This is a genomic window from Actinomadura kijaniata, from assembly GCF_014138665.1.
Lineage (GTDB): Bacteria > Actinomycetota > Actinomycetes > Streptosporangiales > Streptosporangiaceae > Spirillospora > Spirillospora kijaniata.
In genome coordinates, this window is the sequence record NZ_JACJIA010000001.1 from 81,843 (window position 1) to 106,830 (window position 24,988).

The window sequence follows — 24,988 nt, forward strand, 5'->3', positions numbered from 1 at the left end:
GAAAAGCAGGCGAGCGCTGCATCGCTTCGCGATCTTCGGCAGGGGGCCTCGCCTCCGGCTTCCGCCCCCTGCCTCAGCCTCCGGACGCGCTCGCGTGCGTGGCCGGGCTCGGTGGCCTTCGGATTCTCTGGCCTCAGCGGCATCCATGCGCCTGAGCGCATCATGCCCGCCCTTGTCTGGGGCGGGCATGGCGTGGGTGTGGCCTCGGCTTTCCGGGTGTGCTTGCGTGTGTGGTCGGGTTTGGGGGTCTTCGGATGTCCCGCTGCGCGGCATGTCCTTCCCTTGGCTCGGGGCGGGCAGGGCTTGGGAGGTGGCCTTAGCCTCCGGAGGTGCTTGCGTGGGCGGTCGGGAGTGGGGTTCCCCGTCCTTGCCGCGCGGCGGGGGCTTGGTTCGGGGCGGGGCGGCGGGCGCGGCGTTTCGGGGGGCGTATCCCTACCACGACTCCGGCGGCGACCAGGGCTGCGCCCGCCAGGTCGGCCGGGGTGGGGGAGGCCAGGCCCAGTACGACGGTGGTGGCCACCGCGCTCACCGGGATCAGCCCGGCGAACAGGCCCGCGCGGTCCGCGCCGAGCCGCCCCAGCGCGTCGTACCACAGCAGGAACGCCCCCACCGTGATGATCACCGACAGGTAGAACAGCGCCGCGAACTCCGCCCCCGTGGGAGCCCGCAGCAGCCCGCGCCCGTCCACGGCCAGCCCGACGGCCAGCAGCATCGGTACCGCCAGCGCCGCCGAGTACGCCGACACCCGCACCGGCCCGAGCCGGGGCAGCAGCGGGACGGCCAGCAGCGAGAAGCACACCTCCCCGGCCAGCGCGCCCAGCGCCAGCAGCAGCCCGCGCAGGGTGCCGCCGCCCAGGCCGTTGGCCAGCGCCGCGCCCGCCGTGACCACCAGCGCGGCGGCGACGACGCGGGGCGCGGGGCGGCGGCGTTCCAGCAGCGGCCCGACCAGCGCCAGCGCGACCGGCACCGTGGCGATCACCGTGCCGATCGTGGCGGGGGAGGTGTCGGCGGTGGCGGCGACGATGAACACGTTGAACGCCGCCAGCCCCGTCGCCGCCAGCGCGGTCAGCAGCAGCCAGTCCCGCGCCGTCGGCCGCACCCGGCGGCGCGGCCCGACGAACCGGGCGACCAGGAACAGGATGGCGGCGGCCACGGTGTACCGGACGGCCTGGCCGCCGAAGACGGGGTAGTCGGCGAGCACGGCCGACACGGCGGTGAGCGAGCCCACGCCGGTCATCGCGACGGCCGCGCCGGTCATGCCCCGGGGACTGGTTGAGGAGGTCATGACAGGAACGCTAGAAGCGGCATGGACTCGAACCCAGGGCCAATTCCGGTCGCGTTCCGTGGACCAAGCCTTCAGGTGTGACGGGAACGGCACGAAGGACGCTGAGCCGGATGTGACCGATCTGCATCTACCCCTCGACCGGTCGGCGGGCCGGCTGGCCGCGCAGATCGCGGCCGGTTTCCGCGCGGCCGTGCGGGCCGGGCGGCTGACCGCCGGCACCCGGCTTCCCTCCAGCCGCGACCTGGCCCGCGACCTGGAGGTCTCGCGCGGCGTCGTCGTCACGGCCTACGAGCAGCTGATCGCCGAGGGCTTCCTGACCGCGCGGCGCGGCGACGGCACCCGGGTGGCACCGCTGGCCCGTCCCGACGAGCCCGCGCCGCCGCGGCCGGCCATGGCGTCCGGCCCGCCGCCCGCGGCGCCCGTCGCCGACCTCGTGATCAGCCATGACCTGCGGCCGGGCCGTCCCGACCTGGCGGCGTTCCCCCGGGAACGCTGGCTGGCGGCGCTGCGCGCGGTGCTGCGCACCGCCCCCCACGACGAGCTGCTGACCTACCCCGACCCCGGCGGCGAGCCGGTGCTGCGCGCCGAGCTGGCGGGCTACCTGGGCCGGGTGCGCGCCGCCGCGACGACCGCCGACCAGGTCGTGATCATGGGTGGGGTGGCGCACGGCCTGTCCACCCTGACCCGGCTGCTGGCCGACGACGGGCACACCCGGCTGGCCGTGGAGGACCCGACCAGCGACCGGCAGATCCCGATGCTGCGGGCGACCGGGATCGCGCTGGACCGCGTCCCGGTGGACGGCGAGGGCCTGGACGTCGCCGCGCTGGAGCGCACCGGGGCGCGCGCCGTGCTGGTCACCCCCGCCCACCAGTACCCGACCGGGGTGGTGCTGTCGCCGCGCCGCCGCGCCGAGCTGGTCGCCTGGGCCCGCCGCGTGGACGGTCTGATCATCGAGGACGACTACGACGCCGAGTTCCGCTACGACCGCGACCCGGTCGGGTGCCTCCAGGGCATCGACCCCGACCGCGTCGCGCTGCTCGGGTCGGTCAGCAAGGCCCTGGCCCCCGCGCTGCGGCTCGGCTGGGTCGTCGCGCCGCCGGAGTGGGCCGAACGGCTGCGCCACCACCGCCTGCTCAACGACCTGGGCGCGCCCGCCCTCGACCAGCACGCGCTGGCGCACCTGCTGGCGTCCGGGGGCTACGACCGGCACCTGCGCGCGATGCGCCGCCGCTACCGCGCCCGCCGCGACGCGCTGGTCGGCGCGCTGCGGACGCGGCTGCCCGGCGCGGTCGTGCGCGGCGTGTCCGCCGGGATCCACGTGTACGTGGAGCTGCCCGACGGCTGCGAGGAGTCCGCGGTGGTCGCGGCGGCGGCCGAGGCGGGCGTCGCGGTGGAGGGCGCGGCGGGCATGTGGGGGCCGGACCGGGGCCGCAAGGCGCCGCCCGCGCTGGTCCTCGGCTATGCCGGGCTCGGTGAGAGCCGCCTCACAGAGGCCGTCGATCTGCTGGCCGGCGCGATTACCGACCGTGCTCGCGGGTAGGTACGCGACCCGAGGCGAGGGAGGGAACGATGAGTCTTGACGAGGCCGTGCGGCAGCTGAAGATGGCCACGCACGACGCCCAGGTGGCCTTCGACCTGGTGGGGCTCGGTGATCTCGAACGCGCCCAGGAGAACGCCGTCACCGCCCGCACCGCGGTGGACGCGGCGCTGCTGGCGCTGGAGCAGGCGGCCAAGGACCTGACGCCCGAGCAGGCGCAGGACGCGGGCGAGCGCGCCGTGGCGGCGCTGGAGGAGCACGACAGCCCCGTTCACGAACCCACGCAGGAGCACGTCTAGACCTTCCGAGAACGCGGAACGGCCGCCCGGTGGTTGCCCGGACGGCCGTTTCGCTTTCCGCGGAGGTCACACCGTGGGGCGTTCGGCGACCGGCGCGCCCGGCCGCGCCCCCGGCGCCGGCGCCGGGTCGAACGACCTGGCCACCGCCAGGATCACCAGCACCAGCACGGTCGGCACGACGAACGCGATCCGCAGCCCGTGCCGGTCGTCCAGCGGGGCGATCGCGCCGACGACGGCCGCGCCGAGCACGAAGCCGACGTAGTTGAAGATGTTCACGCGGGCGACCGCGACGCCGAGCCCGGTCGGGTCCACCCGTGAGGCGGCGGTGTAGGACACCGGCGCGACGACGCTGAGCCCCAGGCCGACCAGCGCGAACGCGGGGATCGCCACCAGCACGTTCGGCGCGGCGACCACCGCGGCCATGCCGGCCAGGCCGACCAGCCCGCCGACGCGCACCACCCACACCGCGCCCCGGCGGCGCACCAGCAGGTCCGCGCCGACCCGGCTGACCACCATGGCGACCTGGTAGAAGACGTAGCCGAGCGGCGCGACGGCGGCGGAGCCGCCCAGCTCGTCGTCCAGGTACTTGGCGCCGTAGCTCGACAGCGCCGCGTCGGCCAGGTAGAACGCCGCCATCGCCGCGCCGACCAGCAGGATCGGCCGCCACGGCACGCGCTGCCCGGCGGCCTTCAGCTCCTGCGGCGACGGCTGCCCGGCGGCCTCCTCGGCCTTGGTCATCAGCCGCCGCCCGGTGACCAGCGCCACCGCCAGGCCGACGGCCGTGACGATCCCGAACCCGGCCGGCAGCGCCAGGTCCAGCCTGTTGGACAGCGCGGCCCACAGGCCGCCCGCGATGCCCGCCATGCTCCACACCGCGTAGAAGCCGGTGATCAGGCTGACGCCGTAGCGGCGCTCGACCGCGACGGCCTGGGCGTTCATGGAGGCGTCCACCGCGCCGACCAGCAGGCCGAACAGCGCGACCGCGACGTACAGCGCCAGGTCGTTGTCGCCGGTGCAGCCCACCAGCAGGATCATTAGGCACTCCAGGGGTTGCGCGACCCGCAGCACCAGCCCGCTGCCGACCCTCCGGAACAGGAACTCCGACAGCACGCTGCCCACGCCCGCGACGAGCGGCACCATCAGCAGCACCAGCGACAGCACGGCGTCGCTGAGGTGGTGGGACTTCTGGATCTGCGGGACCTGGGTCACCAGCGTGGCGAAGCAGAGCCCCTGGACACCGAACGCGGCGTAGGCGGCGAACCTCGCCTGCCTGTCGCGGGGGGTGACGCCGTCCGACGTCATCGGCCGCCCCTTTCGTGAACCGTGGCGATCGACCGGGGGACGATCAAAGGCGAGAAAGTTTCACGAAGGCTAGGCCCCCGGTGTCACCCGGGTCAACGATCGCTTACCGGCGGGCGGAGGGGTCAGTCGACGAGCCGTTTCCGCATGCCCCGCACCGCGATCACCCACATCAGGGCCGCGAACACCAGCAGCGCCGCCAGATGCCCCAGATCGGCCAGCGGGCGCAGCCCGAACACCGCGTGCCGCACCAGCTCCACGCAGTGGTACAGCGGGTTCAGCAGGCCGACCCCGCGCACCCACTCCGGCAGCGCCTCCACCGGGAAGAACGTGCCCGCCACCAGCATCAGCGGCGTCACCACCCCGGTGATCACGTAGTCGAACGAGTTGAGCGACGGCACCACCGAGGAGGTCCACATCCCGAACAGCCCGAACCCCAGCGCCGTGCAGAACACGATCACCGGGACCAGCAGCATCCCGGCCGACGGGTCGAGCCCGAACAGCATCCCCACCAGCAGCGGCGTGCACGAGTACACCGACGACTTGGCGGCGATCCACAGCGCCTCGCCGGTCACCAGCTCGTGCACGTCCACCGGCGCGGCCAGCATCGCGTCGTAGAAGTGCTGGTAGGTGCGCCGGATGTAGGTGTTGAACATCGCCGGGAACACCGACGTGAACAGCGCCGCCGTCCCCACCACGCCGGTCGCCACGAAGTCCAGGTAGGAGAACCCCCGCACGGCCGCGACCAGCGCCCCGAAGCCGTAGCCGAACGCCAGCAGCATGAACGTCGGCTCCACCATCGACGCGAACGACTGCGACCGCCAGTACCGCTTGTACAGCGCGAACTCGTGCCGCCAGATCCCCTTCACCGGCGCGGGCTCGAACCACCGCACCCGCGCCTCGCCCGTGTCCACGGTCCCGTCCCCGCCCGCGGCGGTCATGGCCTCGCCTCCGCTCGACGGCGCGCGTTCATTCGACCCGCTCCCCGGTCAGCACCACGAACACGTCCTCCAGGCTGGCCGCGCGCCGCACCCCGTCCGGGCCGAGCTCGTCGTCCAGCGACGGCGGGATGGTCTCGGCCTTCAGCACCGACACCGAGGGCCCGGTCCGCCGCGTGGGCAGCCCGGCGGCGCGCGCGACGCCCTCGACCTCGGCCAGCCGCTCGGGAGGCCCGTAGTGCTCGACGACGACCTCCCCGGCGTACTCGGCGACGAGCGCGCCGGGCGCGCCGCGGGCGATCACCTTCCCGCGCGACATCAGCGCGCACTGGTCGGCGAGCCGTTCGGCCTCCTCGATGTAGTGCGTGGACATCAGCACGGTCGTCCCGCGCGACCGCAGCCCGTCGATGAGCCCCCACAGCTCGGCCCGCACCTGCGGGTCCAGCCCCACGGTCGGCTCGTCCAGCAGCACCAGCCGGGGCCGGTGCACGAGCCCCCGGGCGATCAGCAGCCGCCGCCGCATCCCGCCCGACAGCCCGTCGACGCGGGTGTGCCGCCGCCCGGTCAGGTGCGCGATCTCCAGGGCCTCGTCGACGGCCCGCCGCCGCTCCCCGCGCGGGACCCGGTACAGGTGCGCGAAGACCTCCAGGTTCTCCTGGGCGGTCAGCTCCTCGTCGAGGTTGTCCTGCTGCGGGACGACCCCCATCAGCGCCCGCGCCCGCTTGGACCGGCGCGGCACCGGGAACCCCAGCACCTCGATGCGGCCCTCGTCGGCCAGCGCCTGGGCGGTCAGCAGCCGCATGGTGGTCGACTTGCCCGCGCCGTTCGGTCCGAGCAGTCCCAGGCAGATCCCGGACGGGACCTCCAGGTCGAGCCCGTCCACGGCGGTCAGCTCCCCGAACCGCTTGACCACGCCGCGCAGGCTGATGGCCGCCTGAGCGGCGGCGACGGGCTCGGCGGGCGGACGTTGGAGCGTCATGCGTCCGACGATAGGTGTGAGGGACGACATTCCCCCACCCGTTTTCCGGGGCCGCCGCCCGTTAACCTGAACCCGTGGACAATTCCGACCGCCGCCCCGTCGAGCGGGTGACGCGCGTGCGCGACCTGCGCGCCTCCGACGCCGACCGGGAACGCGTGGCCGCCGCCCTCGGCGACGCGCTGGCCGACGGCCGGCTCACCATGGAGGAGCACTCCGAGCGCGTCTCCCGCGCCTACGCCGCCCGCACGCTGGGCGAGCTGACCGGCCTGACCGGCGACCTGAGCCCCGCCGAGACCCAGCCGATCAAGGTGGACGACCGCCCGGTGTCGGCGTTCTTCGGCCGCGTCCACCGCGAGGGCCGCTGGGTGGTCCCGGTGAAGCTGCCGCTGCTGGCCCTGTTCGGCACGGTGGAGCTGGACCTGCGCGAGGCGGTCCTGCAACGCCGCCACATCGTCCTGGACTCCACCGCCCTCGGCGGCCGCATCCGCCTGCTGGTCCCCGAGGGCGTCCAGGTCCACGTGACGGGCCGCTCGGTGCTGTCCACCCGCGACGTGCGCACGCGCCCGGCGGCCGACGGCCCGACCATCGAGGTGAACGGCACCATGATCTTCACCTCGATCAGGGCCCAGGCGCCGAAGCGCTCCCTGCGCGACCGCGTGCGGGGACGCCTGGGCCGCCGCTGACCGGCCGCGCCGACGGGGGTCAGTGGTAGAAGCAGACCAGATCGAGTTCGTACTCACGGCAGTCGCGCAGCCAGGACCGGATCTCCTCGACGGCCTCGGCGACCTCCGGGTCGGCCCCGGTGCCGTCGAAACGGTCGAGCTTCTCCAGCAGGGCGGGCATCTCGGCGTTGGTCACGTGGCCGACGTTGGGGAAGCCGCTGGGGTGCGGCAGCGGCACCGGGGGCCCGCTGAAGACCAGATCGGTGGGGTCGAAGTCGACGCCCTGGGCCTTCAGCTCGGCGGCCACGGTCTCGAACCAGCCGAACCGCATGCCGGACCAGCGCTGGTTGGGCAGCATGTCGTAGTCGGTCGAGTACTGGCACAGCAGCTTGAAGCAGTAGGCGTAGAGGGCGCCCTGCCTCTCGTCCAGCTCCGTCTCGATGATCAACTGCCGGAAGGCGTCGCGCGCCGGGAGCGACGGCTCGTCATCCTCGAACTCGCGGTCGAGGTAGGCCAGCGAGGCCGCGAAGTAGTTCGCCAGGCTGTCGGCCAGCCGGACGTCGCCGGAGCCGATCCACTTCCGGAGCACTCGCAGGTCGGCGGGGTACGCCATGATCCCGTAACTCATCGGGGGAGCCTTTCGGTGGAGGGGGTGGTCGTTCCCGGATGCGACGCGCGTCCCGCCGGGCGCGTTCCCGCCCACCGTCGTTGATCTAACGTTGAACCGCGGCGCGCTGGGCGCTTGGACACGGCGGACATCCCAGCGCGCCGCGGCTCAACGGGCTCTCAGACCGCCGCGTCGAAGTTGATCGCGCTGTAGGCGCGGAGCTTGTCGAGGCGGTGCTCGCTGGAGACCGAGCGGATCGTGCCGCTGCGGGAGCGCATGACCAGCGAGTGGGTGTGGGCGAGGCCCTTGCGGTAGCGGACGCCGTCGACCAGCTCGCCGTCGGTGATGCCGGTCGCGGCGAAGAACACGTCGTCGGAGGAGACCAGGTCGTCGGTGGTCAGGATGCGGTCCAGGTCGTGCCCGGCGTCCAGGGCCTTGCGGCGCTCGGCGTCGTCCTGCGGCCACAGCCGGCCCTGGATCACGCCGCCCAGCGCCTTGATCGCGCAGGCCGCGATGATGCCCTCGGGGGTGCCGCCGATGCCCAGCAGCAGGTCCACGCCGGTGCCCTCGCGCGCCGCCATGATCGCACCGGCGACGTCGCCGTCCAGGATGAACTTGATCCGCGCCCCCGCCTCGCGGACCTCCTTGACGATGCCCTCGTGGCGCGGCCGGTCCAGGATGACGACCGTCACGTCCTCCGGCCGCGAGCCCTTGGCCTTGGCGATGGCGCGGATGTTCTCGCCGATCGGCCTGTCGATGCCGACGACGTCGGCCGCCTCCGGCCCGGTGACCAGCTTCTCCATGTAGAACACCGCCGACGGGTCGTACATCGACCCGCGCGGCGCGACCGCCAGCACCGCGATGGCGTTGTTCATGCCGAGCGCGGTGAGCCGGGTCCCGTCCACCGGGTCGACGGCCACGTCGCACTCGGCGCCGCTGCCGTCGCCGACCTCCTCGCCGTTGTAGAGCATCGGGGCGTTGTCCTTCTCGCCCTCCCCGATGACGACGACACCGCGCATGGAGACCGTGTTGATCAGCTGGCGCATGGCGTTGACCGCCGCGCCGTCGGCGCCGTTCTTGTCGCCGCGGCCGACCCACCGGGCCGCGGCCATGGCGGCGGCCTCGGTGACGCGCACCAGTTCCATCGCCAGGTTGCGGTCCGGGGCGGCGGGCTCGGTCGTGAGCGGGGAGTGAACGGAGAAGTCGTCGGACATGACCAGGCAGCCCTTTCGGTCGGTAGCTGACACGGATTCTCTGTGTGCCGGATACCGGGCCACAAATTGGACCAGACCAGAGGCCGGCGGGGAGTCCGTGACACCCGCGGGGGACAGGGTTTTGGAGACCACGCGGGCACAGGGATCGTTTCCCCGGGGACGAGGGCGTAATCTCGCCTTCCATGAGCAGCGACATCGACGTCCCGTCCGGCGGGGCCGTGGACGGAGTCTCCTCCCCCCGTACCTCGGACCGTGGGGCCGCCACCCGCAGCGCCCTGCTGCGTTCGGCCCGGGACGTGTTCTGCGAGGCGGGCTTCGCGCAGGCCGCCGTCACCGACATCGTGGCCAAGGCCGGGGCCAGCGTGGGCAGCCTCTACCACCACTTCAACGGCAAGGCCGACCTGTACCTGACGCTGTTCGAGGAGTTCCAGGCCCGCCAGCAGGAACGCACCCGGGAGGCGATCAACGCGGTGCGGGAGGCGGGCGAGACCGACCCGATGCGGCTGTTCGTCGCGGGCGCGGGCGCCTACCTCAACGGCTGTCTGGAGGAGCGCGACGTCTCCCGGCTGTTCATCTCCGGCGACGGCCCGCCCGGCTTCGACCGCGTGATGCGCCAGCGGCTCAACAAGTGGGCCCGCCGCAACGCCGCGCTGTTCCACACCGCCGACGGGGGCGTGGACGAGGCCCTGGTCGTCGTGCTGACCGGGGCCATGGCGGGCGCGGTGTCGGAGGTCTCGCTGATGGACGACGAGACCGCCGCCCGGCGGCTGGCCGACGAGGTCATGGAGATCGTCGGCACGATCCGCAACCCGCGCACCCACCCCGGTTCGGAGCAGCGCTGACCGTACGGGATCCTGGAGGGGTGAGCGAGAAGACCCCAGCCCCCACCCCGGAGAGCACGCCCGCCGAGCCGGAGGCCGCGCCTACCGGGCCGGAGGCGGCGCCCACCGGGCCGGAGGCGGCGTCCGCCGAACCGGAGGCCGCGCGTGCCGAGCCGGCCGCCGCGTCCGCCGGGCCGGAGGCCGCGCCCCGGCCGGGCGGGCCGATCCCGGTCAGCCCCGCCGTGCACAAGCGGCTGACCACGGGCCTGGGCGGGTTCACGCTGGCGATCGCGGCGTGCCTGCTGCTCGTGGCGGTGATCTACGCGATCACGCCGCGCAGCACCACGGAGATCCTGCCGGTCGTCGACTACCGCTCCCAGCTGTGGGCGATGAGCAACGACGCCCCCTACCGGGTGTGGGCCCCCGAGGGCCTGCCGGACCGGTGGCGGCCGACCTCCAGCCGGGTCAGCGGCCTGAACGAGAAGGGCAAGCCGGTCGCCTGGCACCTGGGCTTCGTCACGCCGAGCGACGAGCACGCGGCGCTGGAGCAGAGCGACGAGAAGGCCGAGCCGTTCATCCGCCGGATGACCAACGACCGGATCCCCGACGGTGCCCAGCAGGTCGCCGGGGCGCAGTGGACCAGGTACGTGGCCGAGTCCCGCAAGCAGAACTCCCTGGTCCGCACGCTGCCCAACGGCGTCAGCGTCGTGGTGACGGGCACGGCGTCGTTCGAGGAGCTGGCGGCGCTGGCGTCCTCCCTGAAGGAGCAGCGCAAGGGCGAGGTCCCGCTGCCGACCTCCCCGGCGTCGCCCGGAACGCCGCGCTCGTAGTCGTCAGAGCTTGGCGCGAGGTTCGGTAACTTTTCCTTTTTGGGCCTTCCGTCCGCTTTGTGGTGCCGCCAGGATCGCCAGTTGCGCATGAGCGATCAGTGAAGGGTGGTGCGCATGGGCGGACGGAGGAGGATCGCGGTCCTGGCCGCGGCCGGAATCGCGGTGGTCACGGCCGGAACGGCGGCGGCGGTGGCCGTCGCGGACTCCCCGGAACCGGTGAGGACCGCGCCCGCCGGGGCGCGGGCGGCCGCGGCGGGCGCGGCGGGCGCGGCGGCGAAGGCGATGCCCCGCTTCCGGCTGCCGTTCCCCTGCGGGCAGGTCTGGACGGGCAACTCCAGCAGGTCCAGCGTCCACACCGGCTACGAGATCGACTTCAACCGGGGCCGCACCGCCGAGGCCGACAACGGCGACACCGTCGTGGCCGCCGCCGCGGGCAAGGTGATCCGCTCCACCCGGCACACCACCCAGAGCGGCTTCGGCCACCACGTCGTGATCCAGCACTCCGGCGGCTACACCACCTGGTACGCGCACCTGAAGTACCGCTCGGTCACGACCGGCCAGCAGGTCGCGGCCGGGACGAAGATCGGCGCGGTGGGCCGCTCCACCCGCCCCGGCAACGGCGGCATGTCCTCCCACCTGCACTACGAGGTGCGGTACAACGGCGGATACCCGCCGGTCGAGGCCTACTTCGAGGGCCGCCGCTTCGGCTACCCCCAGCAGGCGCTGGAGGCGTGCTCCGCCGGCGCGCCCGCCCCGGCCGACCCGGTCGCGCAGATCTGCGGCCCCGGCTACCGGAAGATCGACGAGGCCGTGCTGCGCAAGGGCGGCCGGACCTACGGCCGCGTGTACCTGGGCTACCGGAACGGCTCCAACTGCGTCGCCACGGTCAAACCGAAGGGCGCCCGGGCCGCGATGACGGCCTTCCTCCAGGTGAAGGGCGCCGCCACGAAGACCGACAGGGGCTCCTACCAGTGGTACGCGGGCCCGGTGAGGGCTGCGGCGGCCGGTAAGTGCGTCCGCTGGGGCGGCGGCATCTCGGGCGTGTCCTACGCCAGCGGCTTCGAGCACTGCCGCTAGGACCGCCCCTAGAACGGGGCGGGCGCGTTCTCCCCGCCCTCGTCGGAGGCGGAGATCGCGGCGGTCAGCCGGGCACGGGCCCCCTCCAGCCACTCCTCGCAGACCGCCGCGAGCCGCTCACCGCGCTCCCACAGCTTCAACGACTCCTCCAGGGTGAGGCCCCCGGCCTCCAGCCGCTTCACGACCTCGGTCAGTTCGTCGCGGGCCTGCTCGTAGGACAGCGCCTCGTTGTCGGTCTTCGCGTTCGCCACGTCAGCCACCCTACGGCTCGACGATCTCGGACACGGACACCTTGAGCCGGCCCGCGGCGAGCCGGACCGTCAGCGGCTCGCCCTCGGCGACGTCCTCGGCCGAGCGCAGCACCGACGCGTCCGCGCGCTGCACGATCGCGTAGCCGCGGTCCAGCGTCGCCGCCGGCGACAGCGCCAGCAGCCGCGCCCGCGTGTGCGACAGCTGGTCCCCGGCGCGGTCCAGCGACCCCGACACGCAGCGCCGGGCCCGGTCCCGCAGCGCCGCGACCTGCTCGGCCTGCCGCTCGACCTCGCGGACGGGGTCGGCCAGCGCGGGCCGGGAACGGACCGCGTTCAACCAGGTCAGCTCGCGCTCGACGCCGCCGACCAGCACCCGGCGCGCCCGGTCCCGAAGCTGCCGCACGTACTGGAGCTGCTCGCGCACGTCCGGAACGGTCTTCTTCGCCGCGTCGGTCGGCGTGGAGGCGCGCAGGTCGGCGACCAGGTCCAGCAGGGGGGAGTCCTGCTCGTGCCCGATCGCGCTGACGACCGGGGTGCGCGCCGCCGCGACCGCCCGCACCAGGGCCTCGTCGGAGAACGGCAGCAGGTCCTCCATCGACCCGCCGCCCCGCGCGATGATGACCACGTCGATCCCGGGGTCGGCGTCCAGCTCCCGCAGCGCCTCCAGGATCTGCGGCACGGCCTGCTGCCCCTGCACCGCCGTGTTGACGACCTTGAACTCCACCGCGGGCCAGCGCCGCCGCGCGTTCTGCAGCACGTCGTGCTCGGCGTCGGACTCCCGCCCGGTGATCAGCCCGATCCGGCCGGGCAGGAACGGCAGCGGCCGCTTGCGCTCGGGCCGGAACAGCCCCTCGTTGGCCAGCAGCTGCTTGAGGCGCTCCAGCCGGGCCAGCAGCTCCCCGATGCCGACCGGCTTCACCTCCAGCGCGGCCAGCGAGAACGTGCCGCGCGTCTGCCAGAAGTCGGGCTTGGCGTGGACCACGACGCGCGCCCCGTCGGTGACCGCCGGGCCCGCCGCCTCGAACACCGAACGCGGCCCGACGACCCGCACCGACATGTTCGCCACGGGGTCGCGCAGCGTGAGGTAGACGGTGCCGCCGCGCGCGTTCAGCTCGGTGATCTGCCCCTCGACCCAGATCCGCCCGAGCCGCCCGATCCAGCCGCCCACCGCCTGCAACACGGTCCGCACCGGAACCGGGGACTCCGCCGAGGTCTCCATCGCCATGTCCGCCAGCCTAGGGGCCCCCACGGACACCCACCGCCCAAGCACGCCCGTGTCCGCCGTGCCGTGTCCGCCGTGCCGTGTCCGCCGTGCCGTGTCCGCCGTGCCGTGTCCGCCGTGCCGTGTCCGCCGCGCTGGAGCGTGTTCACCGCGTCGTGCCGTGTTCAGCGTGCCGGGTCGTGTCGTGTTCGTTGTGTTGTCACAGGTCGTCGAGCCAGCGGTGTAGGCGGTCGCCCTCGCGGTCCACCACCGACGGGTCGCGCAACGCGTTGGCCAGCAGCGACATGCCCTGGTACGCGCCGACCAGGGTGATCGCCAGCCCGTCCGGGTCGGGCAGTCCCAGGGCGCGGAACTGCGCCGCCGCCCAGTCCAGCAGCAGCCGGACGACCCGTCCCGCCTCGGCGTCGAGCCCGTCGTCGCGCTTGTCCAGCTCGACGGCGAGGGTCCCGGTGGGGCAGCCGTAGCGCGCGGCGACCTCGCGCTGCCCCACCCAGGAGGCGACGAGCGCCTTGAGGCGCTCGCGCGGGTCGGGGAGGGCGTCGAGCTCGGCGGTGAGCGCCGCCAGGTGCGCGGCGTGCTCGCCGAGAGCGGCCCGGACCAGGTCGTCCTTGGTCTTGAAGTAGTAGTACACGTTCCCGGTCGGGACCCCGGCGGCCTCGGCGATGTCGGCGATCGTCGTGCGTTCGACGCCCTGCTCGTGCAGGACGCGCGCGGCGGCGGCCATGAGCAGGCGCCGCTTCTGCTCGCCCCGCACCCGGGTCCGTGGTGAGTCGGTCACCTGACTGACTATAGACAGCCACCCTCCGGGCCCGGTACGGTCCATCAAGTAAGTCAGTCAGCTAACTAACTAGGAGATCTCATGATCGTGGTGACCGGAGCGACCGGGAACGTCGGCCGGACGCTGGTCCGGCTGCTGGCCGGGGCGGGGGAGGAGGTGACGGCGACGTCCCGCGGGATCACGGACGCCGACGTGCCGCAGGGCGTGCGGGCCCGGCGGTCGGACCTGACCGACGCGGGGAGCCTGCGGCCCCTGCTGGACGGCGCCGACGCGCTGTTCTTCCAGAGCGGCGGGGCCGCCGCGCACCTGCTGGACCCCCAGGGCATCCTGGACGCGGCCAAGGCCGGTGGCGTCCGCCGGGTGGTGCTGCTGTCCTCCCAGGGCGTCGCCACCCGCCCGGACTCGGTGTCCCACGGGCAGGTCGCCCGGACCATCGAGGACGCCGTCCGGGGTTCGGGCCTGGACTGGACGATCCTGCGGCCCGGCGGCTTCGCCTCCAACACCTACGCCTGGGCCGGGTCGGTCCGCGCCGCCCGGACGGTCGCCGCGCCGTTCGGCGACGTCGGCCTGCCGGTCATCGATCCGGACGACATCGCCGCGGTCGCCGCCGCGACCCTGCGCGAGGACGGCCACGCCGGACGGGTCTACGAGCTGACCGGGCCCGTCCTCGTCACGCCGCGCCAGCAGGCCGCCGCGATCGGCGAGGCGCTGGGCGAGCCGGTCCGGTTCGCCGAGTGGACCCGCGACGAGGCCCGGGAGCGGATGCTGGCGTTCATGCCCGAGGACGTGGTCGAGACGACCCTGGAGATCCTCGGCGAGCCCACCGAGCGGGAGCGGACGGTCAGCCCGGACGTGGAACGCGTCCTGGGCCGCCCGGCGGCGCCGTTCGCGGCCTGGGCGCACCGCAACGCCGCCGCGTTCCGCTGACGGCCCGGCGGCGCTCGCCGTCCGGTCCCGGCGTGGGCGGATGACGCGAAGGGCCTCCCCGCCGGGGAGGCCCTTCGCGTCGCCGTCAGGACAGCAGGTCGGCCATCCACGTCTCGATCTCGTCGGCCCGGCGCGGCAGGCCGCCGGACAGCACCTCCGCGCCGTCCTCGGTCACGACCAGGTCGTCCTCGATGCGGACGCCGATGCCGCGCAGTTCCTCCGGCAGCGTCAGGTCGTCCGGCTGGAGGTACAGGCCGGGCTCGACGGTCAGCACGTGGCCGGGCTCCAGCACGCCGTCGAGGTACTGCTCGGCGCGGGCCCTGGCGCAGTCGTGCACGTCCATCCCCAGCATGTGGCCGCTGCTGCACAGGGTGTACCGCCGGTAGATGCCCGACTCGGGGTCGAGGGCCGCCGCGGCGTCGGGGATGACCCCCCACTCCTCCAGCCCTTCGGCGATCACGCGCATGGCGGCCTGGTGGAAGTCGCGGAACCGCGCCCCCGGCCGCACCGCCGCGATCCCCGCCTCCTGCGCGGCGTACACCAGGTCGTACACGCGGCGCTGGACGTCGGTGAAGCGGCCGTTGACCGGCAGGGTGCGGGTGACGTCGGCGGTGTAGAGGGTGTCGGTCTCCACGCCCGCGTCCAGCAGCAGCAGGTCGCCGTCGCGCAGCGGGCCGTCGTTGCGGATCCAGTGCAGGACGCAGGCGTGCGCGCCGCCGGCCGCGATGGTCTCGTAGCCGACGCCGTTGCCCTCCAGCCGGGCGCGGGTGTTGAACACGCCCTCGACCAGGCGCTCGCCGCGCGGGTGCCGCATCGCCCTCGGCAGCGCGCCCACCACGTCGGTGAACCCGGCGACCGTGTGGTCCACGGCGGCGGTGAGCTGAGCGATCTCCCATCCGTCCTTGACCAGGCGCAGCTCCGACAGGAACGCGGCCAGCTCGCGGTCGGCGGCGGCGTTCGCGTGCCCGCCGACCAGGCGGTCCACCCCGGCGTCCACGCCCCGCACCACGCGGGTCGGGGCGACGTCGCCCAGGATCTTCGGCAGCTCCTCCAGGGAGGCGGCGGCGAGCTGGAGGGCGCGTTCGGTCTCGGCGAGGCTGCGGCGGCGGCCCACCCAGAACTCGCCGTGCTTGCGGTCCCGGTAGAACTGCCCGGTGTCGCGCGGGGAACGCGGATGCGTGAACAGGATCGCCTCGTGCCCGGCGGCGCCCGGCTCCAGCACCAGCACCGCGTCCGGCACCGCGTCGGCGCCCGACTCGGCCGTGAGGTACGCGAACGCGGTGTGCGGCCTAAACGGGTAGTCGAAGTCGTTGCTGCGGACCTTCAGCCCGCCCGCCGGGATCACCAGGCGCTCGCCGGGGAACCGGGCCGACAGCGCGGCGCGGCGGCGGGCGGCGTGCGGGGCGGCCTCCACCGGGGCGGGGGTGTGGGAGGTGTCGGCCCACGAGTGGCCGAAGTACTCCGCCAGCGCGGCGGAGACGGGCAGATCGTGGCTGCCGGTCGCGTACCGGTCGGCGTTCTCGGCGGGCTGGGAAGAGGACAACGCTGGCCTCCGGATGACGATCAGTCGGGGTGTGCGATGTCACCGTACCGGCCGTTTCCCGTGGTCGCGGCGCTGCGGAACGCCCGCTGCGGACACCCGCCACGGCGATCCGGTCTGTCCGGTAACGGTCTTGTCTCACGTCCGTTCGCGTATTGACGGCGGATGCCCGACCAAGGTCATGTGACAGCAGGCGGCCGTACGGCCGGCGCTCGGGGGACCGGCACCTTTCGGGAGACGAGGACTTCCATGAGGACGCGCAGGGTCATACTCACGTTCGCACTGGTGACAACGGTCTCGACGGCGTGCGGCCAAGGACTGCTCGGCGGCGGCTCGAAGGAGGAGGACAAGGGCCCGATCCTGGTCGGGATGGACATCCCGCTGTCCGGCGACAGCGCCGAGATCGGCCCCTACATGCGCAACGGCGCGCAGCTGGCCGTCGACGAGATCAACGGTAGGGGCGGCGTGCTCGGCCGCAAGCTCCAGCTACGGACCGAGGACGACGCCTGCGATCCCCGGACCGCCGTCGCCGCCGCGAACAAGCTGGTCTCGGCGGGCGTGAAGGTCTCGGTCAGCGGCTACTGCTCGGGCGCGACGCTGCCCACCCTGCCGATCTTCGACCGCGCCCGGATCCCGATGATCATCCCGGTGGCCAACTCCGCCGAGCTGCCCGCGCAGAAGCTCAAGCACGTCTTCCTCATCAACGGCACCGGCGACCAGCAGGCCGCGGCCGCGTTCCGCTGGCTGGCCAAGGAGGGCGCGAAGAAGGTCGCCGTCATGCACGACAACACCTCCTACTCCAAGGACATCGCCGTCCGCACGGCCGCCGAGCTGGACAGGTCCGGCGCCCCCGACAAGTCGGTGCTGGAGGCGGTCACCCCGAAGGAGAGCGACTACTCGGCCGCCGTCACCTCGGTGCTGAAGGGGAACCCCGACTACATCTACTGGACCGGCTACTACGCCGAGGGCGGGCTGCTGATCCGGCAGTTCAAGCAGGCCGGGTACAAGGGGAGGTTCCTGGTCGGCGACGGGTCGGTGGCGACGAAGCTCGCCGAGATCGCGGGCGGGAAGAACGCCGAGGGCGTGTACGCGACGATGACGCCGACGCCGGAGACGTTGCAGGGCGCGGAGTCGTGGAAGGCGGCCTACAAGCAGAAGTTCAACGCCGACCCCGGCCCGTACTCCACCCAGGCCTACGACGGCGTCCGCCTGGCGGCCGAGGCGATCAAGAAGGCCGGGAGCACCGACGGCGGGAAGATCGTCACGGCCCTGGAGACCATGGAGGGGTTCACCCTCTTCTCCGGCCCGCTGAAGTTCACCCCCCAGCACACCATCACCGGCGGCTTCGAGATCCAGGTCGTGAAGGACGGCAGGTTCGTCCTCAAGGAGAAGATCTGACCGGTGAGCCAACTCGTCTGGAACGGGCTCTTCGTCGGCAGCTTCTACGCCCTCGTCGCGCTCGGCTACAGCATGGTCTACGGCGTCATCAAGCTGCTGAACTTCGCCCACGGCGACCTGTACATGCTCGGCGCGTTCTCCGGGTTCGCGATGCTGGGCGCGCTCGGCGGGCTGGTGCGGTCGCAGTCGCTGCTGGCGCTGCTGCTGGTGCTGGTCGCGACGATGCTGGTCACCGGCCTCGCCGGGATGGCGCTGGAACGCGTCGCCTACCGGCCGCTGCGCGGCGCGCCCCGGCTGTCACTGCTGATCACGGCGGTGGGGGCGTCGTTCGCGCTGGAGTACGGAACGCGCGCCGCCGCCGGCGCCGACCCCCGCGTCTACCAGGTGCGGCTCGGCGGCACCACGCTGCACGTCCTCGGCGCCCGCGTCACCGTGCAGCAGCTCGTGCTCGTCGCCATCGCGGTCGCGCTCATGGTCGCGCTGCACCGCCTGGTGACCGGCAGCCGCCAGGGGCGCGCCATGCGGGCCATCGCGCTCGACCCGGTCGCCGCCCGGCTGATGGGCATCGACGTCGACGCCGTCATCGCCCGCACGTTCTTCCTCGGCTCGGCCCTGGCGGGCGCGGCCGGGGTCATGGCGGGCGGCTACTACGGGAAGATCGACTTCCTGATGGGATTCATCATCGGGCTCAAGGCGTTCACCGCCGCGGTGATCGGCGGCATCGGCAACATCCCCGGCACGATGCTCGGCGGGCTGCTGCTGGGGCTGCTGGAGTCGTTCGGCACCGACCTGCTGGGCGGGGAGTGGCGGGACGTGTTCGCGTTCGGCTGCCTGATCCTGTTCCTGACCGTGCGGCCGACGGGCCTGCTCGGCGAGCGCGTGACGGAACGCGTATGAGGCACACCAAGGACACCGGGCCGCCGGTCAAGCCGGTGCGCGGACGCGGCGACCCCGCCCTCACCCGCCTGCTGGAGAGCCGGTGGCTCGGCTGGCTCGGACTCGCGCTCGCGCTCGCCGCCCCGCTCGTCATCGCGACGCCGTACGCGCTGAACGTCATGACCAGCGCCGCCATCTTCGTCATGCTCGCCGTCGGCCTGAACATCGTCGTCGGCTACTGCGGCCTGCTCGACCTGGGCTACGCGGCGTTCTTCGCGGTCGGCGCGTACACCAGCGGCGTGCTGGCCACCCGCCTGGACGTCCCGCTGCTGGCGACGCTGCCCGCCGTGCTGGCGGTGACGGTCGTCGCGGGCGTCGTGATCGGCGCGCCGACCCTGCGGCTGCGCAGCGACTACCTGGCGATCGTCACGCTCGGCTTCGGCGAGATCATCCGGATCGTCGCGACCAACCTGACGGTCACCGGCGGCCCCTCGGGGATCTACGGCATCCCCGGGCTGTTCGGCGAGGCGACCTCCGGCGCGGCGGTGTTCTACTACGTCACCGTGCTGATCGTCGCGGTGGCGGTGCTGCTGGCGGCGCGGCTGGGCCGCTCCCGGATCGGCCGGGCGTGGCGGTTCATCCGGGAGGACGAGGACGCCGCCGAGGCGATGGGCGTGCACACCTACCGCACCAAGCTCGCCGCCTACATCGCGGGCGCGGTGTGGGGCGGGATGGCCGGGGTGCTGTTCGGCGCGCACCTGTCGGCGATCTCCCCGGCGAGCTTCACCTTCCTCCAGTCGGCGCTGGTCGTGATGGCGGTGGTGCTGGGCGGGATGGGCTCCACCCCCGGCGTGGTGATCGGCGCGGTGGTCATCAGCGTCGTGCCGGAGCTGCTGCGCGACCTGGCCGACTACCGGTTCTTCGCGTTCGGCGTGCTGCTGATCGTCGTGATGATCCTGCGGCCCCAGGGCCTGTGGCCGCACCGCTCCCGCGAGACCCCGCACACCGCCGCGCGTTCGAAGGGGACAGACCATGCTCCGGGTTGAGGACCTGAGGTTGTCGTTCGGCGGGGTGCGCGCGCTGGACGGGCTGGGCTTCGAGGCCGCGCCCGGCGAGATCGTGTCGCTGATCGGGCCGAACGGGGCGGGCAAGACCTCGGCGTTCAACTGCGTCACCGGCTTCTACCGGCCGACCGGCGGGCGCGTCCTCGTCGACGGCACCGACGTCACCGGCCGCCGCCCCTCCGCGATCGCCGCGCTGGGGGTGTCGCGGACGTTCCAGAGCCCGCGGCTGTTCAGGGAGCTGTCGGTGCTGGACAACGTGCGTTCCGGCACCCACCTGTGGCTGCGCCAGAACGTCTTCGACGCCCTCCTGCACACGCCCCGCTTCAAGCGCGGCGAGCGGGAGGCCACCGACGAGGCGCACCGGTGGCTGGACTTCGTGGGCCTGCGCGGCGACCGCGCCGGGCTCGTCCGCCAGCTCCCCTACGGCGAGCAGCGCCGCGTCGAGATCGCCCGCGCCCTGGCCCGCCGCCCCCGGCTGCTCCTGCTGGACGAGCCCGCCGCCGGGCTCAACCACGGCGAGAAGGCCGAACTGCTCGACCTGCTGCGCCGCATCCGCGACCTCGGCGCCGCCGTCGCGCTGATCGAGCACGACATGGGCCTGGTCATGGAGGTGTCCCAGCGCGTCGTCGTGCTCAACTTCGGGCGCGGGATCGCCGACGGGCCGCCCGGGGCGGTGCGCCGCGACCCGGCCGTCATCGAGGCCTACCTGGGCCGCGACGCCGACGAGGCGGAGCTGGCCGCGGCCCGCGAGGAGGTGCGCGGTGCTGGAACTGACTGACCTCGACGTCCGCTACGGCGCGGTGCGGGCGCTGCGGGGCCTGTCGCTGACCGTCGCCGAGGGCGAGATCGTCGCGCTGCTCGGCAACAACGGCGCGGGCAAGTCCACCGCCCTCGCCGCGATCTCCGGGCTGGTGCGGCCGTCCGCCGGGCGGATCGTGCTGGACGGGCGCGAGGTGACCGGCGCGTCCCCGCCCGCGATGGTCGCCGCCGGGGTGGTCCACGTCCCCGAGGGCCGCCGGATCTTCAGCACCCTCACCGTCCGCGAGAACCTCCAGCTCGGCGGCTACCTGGTCCGGGACGGCGCCGAGCTGGAACGCCGCATCGCCCGCGTCTACGACCTGCTGCCCCGGCTCGCCGAACGCCGCGACCAGCAGGGCGGCACCCTGTCGGGCGGCGAGCAGCAGATGCTCGCCATCGGCCGCGGCCTGGTCGCCGGACCCCGCCTGCTGATGCTCGACGAGCCGTCCATGGGCCTCGCGCCGCTGATCGTCACGGCCGTCATGGACGTCATCCGCGACATCAACGCGGCGGGCACCACCGTGCTGCTGGTGGAGCAGAACGCCAAGGCCGCGCTGCGGATCGCCCACCGCGGCCACGTCCTCGACCAGGGCGCCGTCACCCTGCACGCCCCGGCCGCCGAACTGGCCGCCGATCCTCGCGTCATCGAGGCGTACTTGGGAGCCTGAACCCCTCCGGCGACCGTCGCCGGGCCTGACCGTCTTGCAATGGTTAGCCAAGCTAACTTAGTCTGGCTAAGTAATCGAGGAGGACCCACCGTGAGCGACGCCGCGACCCGCGCCCTGGCCGAGCACTTCAACGCCCGGCTCCGGGACGTCGTGCTGCTGCTGCGCCGGGTGAACGCCGACCAGCCCGTCACCTCCCAGCAGCTGGCGGTGCTCGGCTCGCTGGACGGCGGACCGCGCCGGATGACCGAGCTCGCCGAGGAGCAGGGCGTCCGGCTGCCGACCATGACCGCCCAGATCAACCGGCTGGAACGCGACGGGCTGGTGCGGCGCGGCCGCGACGCCGCCGACGCCCGCGTGGTCACCGTCGAGCTGACCGGGGCCGGGGCCGAGCACCTGCGCACCGGCCGCGCCCGCCGGGTGGACTTCCTCGCCGACCGCCTGGCGGCGCTCAGCCCGGACGACCGGGAGGCCATCGCCGCCGCGCTACCGGCCCTGGACCGGCTCTTCGCCCCGGAAAGGAAGACCCCCTATGCGCGCACGACCACCTGATGTCCCCAGAAGCGGCGGCATACTGCGGCAGCCGACGTCCGTATGGGCGACGGCGTTCGCCGCGGTGGTCGCGTTCATGGGCATCGGGCTGGTCGACCCCATCCTCCCGGCCATCGCCGAGCACCTGCGCGCCACGCCGAGCCAGGTCTCGCTGCTGTTCACCAGCTACTTCCTGATCACCGCCGTGGCCATGCTCGTCACCGGCTGGGTGTCCAGCCGGATCGGCGGGAGGAGGACCCTGCTGGTCGGCCTGGCCCTCGTCGTGGTGTTCGCGGCGCTGTCGGGAACGTCCGGCACCGTCGGCCAGCTCATCGGCTTCCGCGCCGGATGGGGCCTCGGCAACGCGCTGTTCGTCGCGACCGCCCTGGCCGTCATCGTCGGCGCGGCCAGCGGCGGCGCCGAATCGGCGATCATCCTCTACGAGGCCGCGCTCGGCCTCGGCATCTCCATGGGGCCGCTGGTCGGCGCCCTGCTGGGCGACATGAACTGGCGCTACCCGTTCTTCGGCACCGCCGTGCTGATGGCCGTCGGCTTCCTGCTGATCGCCACCCTGCTCCGGCCGACGCCGAGGCCCGCGACCCCGACCGGCCTGACCGCGCCGCTACGGGCGCTGCGGCACGGCGGGCTGGCCACCACGGCGTTCACCGCGCTGTTCTACAACTACGCGTTCTTCACGGTGCTGGCGTTCACGCCGTTCGTCCTGCGCATGGACGCGCACGGCATCGGCCTGGTGTTCTTCGGCTGGGGCGTGCTGGTGGCGCTGTCGTCGGTGTTCGCCGCGCCCGTTCTCCAGCGTCGTCTTGGAACGGTCCAGGTCATGCACCTGTCCCTGGCCCTGCTGATCCTGTTCCAGCTCGGCCTGGCGGTCCTCGGCCACACCGGGACCATCGTCTGCACGATCCTGTGCGGCATCCCGATCGGCATGAACAACACCGCGTTCACCGAGGCCGCCATGGAGGTCTCCGACCACCCCCGCCCCGTCGCCTCCGCCGGCTACAACTTCGTCCGCTGGCTGGGCGGCGCGCCGGCCCCGTACCTGGCCTCCCGGCTGGCCGAGACGTTCGACCCGTCGGCGCCGTACTACGCGGGCGCGCTCTGCTGCGCGGCCGCGACACTGACCCTCCTGGCCCGCCGCCACCACCTGAAGCCCCTGAACCGAGTGGACACAGACCACACCTTCCAGGACACCCCACTCCCCGCCCGCCCCTGACGACAACCGACCACCCCACCGACGGAGACTCGGCAGGGTGCCGGCACGTTCAGCGCAAGAACGCGCCTTCGCTGCTAACCACCCAACGGCACCTTGGCGACCGGCTCCCATCGATAGAGCCGATCTGTTCGCTCCTGCGCCACCAGATGAACCGCCCGCACCGTGAACGAACAAGCCGACGGGGGAACCGCGAACACCTCGATCACCGGGGCCGCCGGACCGTCCCCATGGCTGTAGGCGACAGAGACATGCGGCGTCCAGTCGGGTTCGTCTGCGAGCTGGTGAACCCGAACGGTCTCGCCGGCCGCCGCACGGACTGCGGCGCGTACCGGGTCAAGCGCGCGGGCCGGGCGGATGCCGAGCATGACCGCCTCGCTGTGGAACCACAGCTTGCCGATATCGGCGGTGACCGGGGCGAGCAGCCGTAGCCGCTTGGCCGCCGCGTCCGTCATGGCTTCGACCTCGGCCCCGGAGATCTCATCAGCGAATCCGATGATCTGCGTGGTCATGTGCAGCCACCGCGTCGGAACGAGATCCAGGCCGTCCAGACCGGCCAGCCGACTTTGGCACTCCCGGACCAGCGTGCGGGCTTGCGGTTGGTCGTCGAGCAGGATGTGCCACACCAGCAGGCGACGGCCAGGCCGTACGCCCGGCCTCCACCACCAGTGATCGGACATGCGGGTCGGCAGCGGGCTCACGAGACCTCCGGGGCGGTGACGGCTTTGCGCTCCAGCGACCCGGCCTGGAAGGCGCGGATCCTGTCGCGTAGCTCAGCGGCCCTGGGGTCTCTTCCGTATCGGCTGTGCTTGAGACGCTGACCGACTTCGCTCATCCTGCCGATGATCGTCACGACCCGGTAGTCGTCACCCAGGGCGAACACGGGCTCCAGTTCTGCGGTGGCGCCTTCGGGGTCGCCGGTCATCACGTGGGCCAGCGCGGCCCCGATGCGGACCTGCGCCCAGGTCCCGTACACCCACTGGTCGCCGTCGGCCCATGCGTCATCGGCTGCCTGGACGGAGCGCAGCATGGCGGCCGGGTCCCGCGCGCCCAATCCCACCTGCAGGGCGTAGGTCTCCTGGCGGGCTCGTGGGCAGCTCCAGGCGTCGGCGCTCTGGTCGGCCGCCCCGGGTGCGTCGGCGGCGGCCTGAGCGCGCGCGAGCGCCTCACGGGCGGCCGCGACGTCACCGCTCGACTGGAGGGCGGTGGCCTCCGACACCGCCAGCAGCACCCGACCGCGCGCCGTGGCAGGGGCCAGCTCGAAGCCGCGGCGGGCAAGGGCCGCGGCGTCGCGGAACCGGCCCTCCCAGCGGGCGGTCTTGGACTGGGCGCACAGCACCAGCGCGCGAGCGGTGTCAGAGTCGGTCTCGTCGGCGCACATCCAGGCGGCGTACCCGTAGACGTCAGCGAGACGGCACCGGCCGACGTCCCCGGCGAGCAGGCTGATCACGGCGAGCAGTTCGGCGGAGATGGTCAACAACGCCTGTGTCTGGGCGATGCGCTGGCGGCCACTTCGCAGGATCCTCGTCACCTTTGCCTGGAGGGCGGTCGCCTCCTCCAGCACCGTCAGCGGCGGCTGCCGGGCGTAGTCGAACGTGAGTCGGCGGGTGGCGGTCTCCAGATAGCCGATGACCCCGTCTCCGACGTTGGACTGCTCCAGCCACGCGGCCAGCTCGACGACGTCCTCCGCCGGGGACGACTGGACGGGACGCGCGCCCTGTTCCAAGGACCGGGACACGTCGAAAAGGAGATCCTCGGGCAGGCCGTAGATCTCCGCATACGCGGCGCGGTACCGCTCGGAGATCCCGGAACGTCCGGCCTCCCACCGTTTGATGTAGGAGACCAGAGTGTCCAGGTCAGGGCGTTGGGAGCCGGTGAGCACATCGCGAAGTCGCTGGGCGGTCTCCGGCTTCAACCAGCCATGCCGCCGGCGCTCGGTTCGCAGCCGTTCGCCGATCGCGCGCCGTCGTTCCTCGGGCGTGCGTTTCTCGTCGGGCGTCATCGTGGGCACCTCACGTGTCGCCGTGCTCTGGATTGCTCCGAAGTGCTCCCCAGTGTGCCCCTGCCGTCACCTGTTGTGCAGAGGCTTCACTCGGAGACGTGGGCACGGACCGACCACGATCTCCACCGGGCCCGTGCCCGTCCAGGACCAAGATGGCCCC

At 73.2% G+C, this 24,988-nt stretch carries 26 protein-coding genes; 14 read left to right on the forward strand and 12 right to left on the reverse strand.

What is annotated here, in order from left to right; translation table 11 throughout:
- Positions 1-316: 316 nt before the first annotated feature.
- Entirely contained in the window at positions 317-1,285 is a 969-nt protein-coding gene (locus HNR61_RS00375) for an EamA family transporter (RefSeq protein WP_182841111.1), read from the reverse strand.
- Positions 1,286-1,397: 112 nt separating this feature from the next.
- On the opposite strand from HNR61_RS00375, the gene pdxR reads away from it, so the two are divergent.
- A complete protein-coding gene (gene pdxR, locus HNR61_RS00380) occupies positions 1,398-2,825 on the forward strand; it encodes a MocR-like pyridoxine biosynthesis transcription factor PdxR (RefSeq protein WP_182841112.1) in 1,428 nt (475 codons plus the stop codon).
- 29 nt (positions 2,826-2,854) lie between these two features.
- Positions 2,855-3,121 (forward strand): hypothetical protein, encoded by a 267-nt coding sequence (locus HNR61_RS00385; protein ID WP_067818101.1) that lies wholly within the window; start codon positions 2,855-2,857, stop codon positions 3,119-3,121.
- Positions 3,122-3,187: 66 nt separating this feature from the next.
- Here HNR61_RS00385 and HNR61_RS00390 read toward each other — a convergent pair whose 3' ends face one another.
- The 3 genes from HNR61_RS00390 to HNR61_RS00400 form a co-directional block, all read right to left on the reverse strand.
- Positions 3,188-4,423, reverse strand: coding sequence for an MFS transporter (locus HNR61_RS00390; RefSeq protein ID WP_182841113.1), 1,236 nt, complete (start codon positions 4,421-4,423; stop codon positions 3,188-3,190).
- Positions 4,424-4,545: 122 nt separating this feature from the next.
- Positions 4,546-5,361: an ABC transporter permease gene (locus HNR61_RS00395; RefSeq protein WP_182841114.1), complete on the reverse strand. Its 816-nt coding sequence runs from the start codon at positions 5,359-5,361 to the stop codon at positions 4,546-4,548.
- A 28-nt stretch (positions 5,362-5,389) separates the two neighbouring features.
- Positions 5,390-6,337, reverse strand: a complete 948-nt coding sequence (locus HNR61_RS00400; protein ID WP_182841115.1) for an ABC transporter ATP-binding protein — start codon at positions 6,335-6,337, stop codon at positions 5,390-5,392.
- Between the two features lie 74 nt (positions 6,338-6,411).
- On the opposite strand from HNR61_RS00400, the gene HNR61_RS00405 reads away from it, so the two are divergent.
- Entirely contained in the window at positions 6,412-7,020 is a 609-nt protein-coding gene (locus HNR61_RS00405) for a DUF1707 SHOCT-like domain-containing protein (RefSeq protein WP_182841116.1), read from the forward strand.
- A 19-nt stretch (positions 7,021-7,039) separates the two neighbouring features.
- On the opposite strand, the gene HNR61_RS00410 is transcribed toward HNR61_RS00405, so the two are convergent.
- Together HNR61_RS00410 and glpX are read right to left on the reverse strand one after the other, a co-directional pair.
- The gene (locus HNR61_RS00410) at positions 7,040-7,627 is read right to left on the reverse strand and encodes a DUF7691 family protein (protein ID WP_182841117.1); all 588 of its coding nucleotides are present in this window, start codon (positions 7,625-7,627) and stop codon (positions 7,040-7,042) included.
- A 158-nt stretch (positions 7,628-7,785) separates the two neighbouring features.
- Entirely contained in the window at positions 7,786-8,820 is a 1,035-nt protein-coding gene (gene glpX / locus HNR61_RS00415) for a class II fructose-bisphosphatase (RefSeq protein WP_182842201.1), read from the reverse strand.
- A 182-nt stretch (positions 8,821-9,002) separates the two neighbouring features.
- Here glpX and HNR61_RS00420 point away from each other — a divergent pair, with 182 nt between their 5' ends.
- The 3 genes from HNR61_RS00420 to HNR61_RS00430 all read left to right on the forward strand — a co-directional run bounded on the left by HNR61_RS00420 (position 9,003) and on the right by HNR61_RS00430 (position 11,548).
- Positions 9,003-9,662, forward strand: a complete 660-nt coding sequence (locus HNR61_RS00420) for a TetR/AcrR family transcriptional regulator (protein WP_067818119.1) — start codon at positions 9,003-9,005, stop codon at positions 9,660-9,662.
- Positions 9,663-9,682: 20 nt separating this feature from the next.
- A complete protein-coding gene (locus HNR61_RS47190) occupies positions 9,683-10,471 on the forward strand; it encodes a DUF4245 domain-containing protein (RefSeq protein WP_182841118.1) in 789 nt (262 codons plus the stop codon).
- 114 nt (positions 10,472-10,585) lie between these two features.
- Positions 10,586-11,548, forward strand: a complete 963-nt coding sequence (locus HNR61_RS00430; RefSeq protein WP_182841119.1) for a M23 family metallopeptidase — start codon at positions 10,586-10,588, stop codon at positions 11,546-11,548.
- Between the two features lie 8 nt (positions 11,549-11,556).
- Here the strand turns inward: HNR61_RS00430 and HNR61_RS00435 are convergent, their stop codons facing one another.
- The 3 genes from HNR61_RS00435 to HNR61_RS00445 all read right to left on the reverse strand — a co-directional run bounded on the left by HNR61_RS00435 (position 11,557) and on the right by HNR61_RS00445 (position 13,799).
- Complete coding sequence (locus tag HNR61_RS00435; protein ID WP_157419891.1) at positions 11,557-11,799, reverse strand: exodeoxyribonuclease VII small subunit; 243 nt, start codon at positions 11,797-11,799, stop codon at positions 11,557-11,559.
- A 10-nt stretch (positions 11,800-11,809) separates the two neighbouring features.
- Positions 11,810-13,024 (reverse strand): exodeoxyribonuclease VII large subunit, encoded by a 1,215-nt coding sequence (gene xseA, locus HNR61_RS00440; protein ID WP_067818127.1) that lies wholly within the window; start codon positions 13,022-13,024, stop codon positions 11,810-11,812.
- 196 nt (positions 13,025-13,220) lie between these two features.
- A complete protein-coding gene (locus HNR61_RS00445; protein WP_312897698.1) occupies positions 13,221-13,799 on the reverse strand; it encodes a TetR/AcrR family transcriptional regulator in 579 nt (192 codons plus the stop codon).
- An 81-nt stretch (positions 13,800-13,880) separates the two neighbouring features.
- On the opposite strand from HNR61_RS00445, the gene HNR61_RS00450 reads away from it, so the two are divergent.
- Positions 13,881-14,726, forward strand: a complete 846-nt coding sequence (locus HNR61_RS00450) for an NAD(P)H-binding protein (RefSeq protein ID WP_182841120.1) — start codon at positions 13,881-13,883, stop codon at positions 14,724-14,726.
- An 85-nt stretch (positions 14,727-14,811) separates the two neighbouring features.
- Here HNR61_RS00450 and HNR61_RS00455 read toward each other — a convergent pair whose 3' ends face one another.
- Positions 14,812-16,269 carry an aminopeptidase P family protein gene (locus tag HNR61_RS00455; RefSeq protein ID WP_220508837.1) on the reverse strand — a complete coding sequence of 486 codons (1,458 nt, stop codon included), beginning with the start codon at positions 16,267-16,269 and terminating at the stop codon, positions 14,812-14,814.
- A gap of 282 nt (positions 16,270-16,551) precedes the next feature.
- Here HNR61_RS00455 and HNR61_RS00460 point away from each other — a divergent pair, with 282 nt between their 5' ends.
- The 7 genes from HNR61_RS00460 (at position 16,552) to HNR61_RS00490 (ending at position 22,829) form a co-directional block, all read left to right on the forward strand.
- Positions 16,552-17,664: a branched-chain amino acid ABC transporter substrate-binding protein gene (locus HNR61_RS00460; RefSeq protein ID WP_312897699.1), complete on the forward strand. Its 1,113-nt coding sequence runs from the start codon at positions 16,552-16,554 to the stop codon at positions 17,662-17,664.
- Between the two features lie 3 nt (positions 17,665-17,667).
- Positions 17,668-18,561 (forward strand): branched-chain amino acid ABC transporter permease, encoded by an 894-nt coding sequence (locus tag HNR61_RS00465; protein WP_182841122.1) that lies wholly within the window; start codon positions 17,668-17,670, stop codon positions 18,559-18,561.
- Complete coding sequence (locus tag HNR61_RS00470; RefSeq protein WP_182841123.1) at positions 18,558-19,586, forward strand: branched-chain amino acid ABC transporter permease; 1,029 nt, start codon at positions 18,558-18,560, stop codon at positions 19,584-19,586. The genes HNR61_RS00465 and HNR61_RS00470 overlap by 4 nt, the downstream gene beginning before the upstream one ends.
- Complete coding sequence (locus tag HNR61_RS00475) at positions 19,573-20,382, forward strand: ABC transporter ATP-binding protein (RefSeq protein ID WP_182841124.1); 810 nt, start codon at positions 19,573-19,575, stop codon at positions 20,380-20,382. Before HNR61_RS00470 ends, HNR61_RS00475 begins: the two co-directional genes overlap by 14 nt.
- Positions 20,366-21,070: an ABC transporter ATP-binding protein gene (locus HNR61_RS00480; RefSeq protein WP_182841125.1), complete on the forward strand. Its 705-nt coding sequence runs from the start codon at positions 20,366-20,368 to the stop codon at positions 21,068-21,070. Before HNR61_RS00475 ends, HNR61_RS00480 begins: the two co-directional genes overlap by 17 nt.
- Before the next feature lie 90 nt (positions 21,071-21,160).
- Positions 21,161-21,619 carry a MarR family winged helix-turn-helix transcriptional regulator gene (locus HNR61_RS00485; RefSeq protein WP_312897700.1) on the forward strand — a complete coding sequence of 153 codons (459 nt, stop codon included), beginning with the start codon at positions 21,161-21,163 and terminating at the stop codon, positions 21,617-21,619.
- Positions 21,600-22,829: an MFS transporter gene (locus HNR61_RS00490; RefSeq protein WP_182841127.1), complete on the forward strand. Its 1,230-nt coding sequence runs from the start codon at positions 21,600-21,602 to the stop codon at positions 22,827-22,829. The genes HNR61_RS00485 and HNR61_RS00490 overlap by 20 nt, the downstream gene beginning before the upstream one ends.
- Before the next feature lie 74 nt (positions 22,830-22,903).
- On the opposite strand, the gene HNR61_RS00495 is transcribed toward HNR61_RS00490, so the two are convergent.
- Both HNR61_RS00495 and HNR61_RS00500 read right to left on the reverse strand, forming a co-directional pair.
- Positions 22,904-23,527 (reverse strand): 2'-5' RNA ligase family protein, encoded by a 624-nt coding sequence (locus HNR61_RS00495; RefSeq protein WP_182841128.1) that lies wholly within the window; start codon positions 23,525-23,527, stop codon positions 22,904-22,906.
- On the reverse strand, positions 23,524-24,828 hold the full coding sequence (locus tag HNR61_RS00500) for an NsdA family TPR-like regulatory protein (RefSeq protein WP_182841129.1): 1,305 nt from the start codon (positions 24,826-24,828) through the stop codon (positions 23,524-23,526). Before HNR61_RS00500 ends, HNR61_RS00495 begins: the two co-directional genes overlap by 4 nt.
- Between the last annotated feature and the right edge of the window lie 160 nt (positions 24,829-24,988).

Excerpts from the sequence above, each read along its gene's own strand:
- HNR61_RS00375 (WP_182841111.1), bottom strand. The coding sequence starts at position 1,285 with ATGACCTCCTCAACCAGTCCCCGGGGCATGACCGGCGCGGCCGTCGCG.
- HNR61_RS00385 (WP_067818101.1), top strand. The coding sequence starts at position 2,855 with ATGAGTCTTGACGAGGCCGTGCGGCAGCTGAAGATGGCCACGCACGAC.
- HNR61_RS00390 (WP_182841113.1), bottom strand. The coding sequence starts at position 4,423 with ATGACGTCGGACGGCGTCACCCCCCGCGACAGGCAGGCGAGGTTCGCC.
- HNR61_RS00395 (WP_182841114.1), bottom strand. The coding sequence starts at position 5,361 with ATGACCGCCGCGGGCGGGGACGGGACCGTGGACACGGGCGAGGCGCGG.
- HNR61_RS00400 (WP_182841115.1), bottom strand. The coding sequence starts at position 6,337 with ATGACGCTCCAACGTCCGCCCGCCGAGCCCGTCGCCGCCGCTCAGGCG.
- HNR61_RS00410 (WP_182841117.1), bottom strand. The coding sequence starts at position 7,627 with ATGAGTTACGGGATCATGGCGTACCCCGCCGACCTGCGAGTGCTCCGG.
- glpX (WP_182842201.1), bottom strand. The coding sequence starts at position 8,820 with ATGTCCGACGACTTCTCCGTTCACTCCCCGCTCACGACCGAGCCCGCC.
- HNR61_RS00420 (WP_067818119.1), top strand. The coding sequence starts at position 9,003 with ATGAGCAGCGACATCGACGTCCCGTCCGGCGGGGCCGTGGACGGAGTC.
- HNR61_RS00430 (WP_182841119.1), top strand. The coding sequence starts at position 10,586 with ATGGGCGGACGGAGGAGGATCGCGGTCCTGGCCGCGGCCGGAATCGCG.
- xseA (WP_067818127.1), bottom strand. The coding sequence starts at position 13,024 with ATGGCGATGGAGACCTCGGCGGAGTCCCCGGTTCCGGTGCGGACCGTG.
- HNR61_RS00450 (WP_182841120.1), top strand. The coding sequence starts at position 13,881 with ATGATCGTGGTGACCGGAGCGACCGGGAACGTCGGCCGGACGCTGGTC.
- HNR61_RS00470 (WP_182841123.1), top strand. The coding sequence starts at position 18,558 with ATGAGGCACACCAAGGACACCGGGCCGCCGGTCAAGCCGGTGCGCGGA.
- HNR61_RS00475 (WP_182841124.1), top strand. The coding sequence starts at position 19,573 with ATGCTCCGGGTTGAGGACCTGAGGTTGTCGTTCGGCGGGGTGCGCGCG.
- HNR61_RS00490 (WP_182841127.1), top strand. The coding sequence starts at position 21,600 with ATGCGCGCACGACCACCTGATGTCCCCAGAAGCGGCGGCATACTGCGG.
- HNR61_RS00500 (WP_182841129.1), bottom strand. The coding sequence starts at position 24,828 with ATGACGCCCGACGAGAAACGCACGCCCGAGGAACGACGGCGCGCGATC.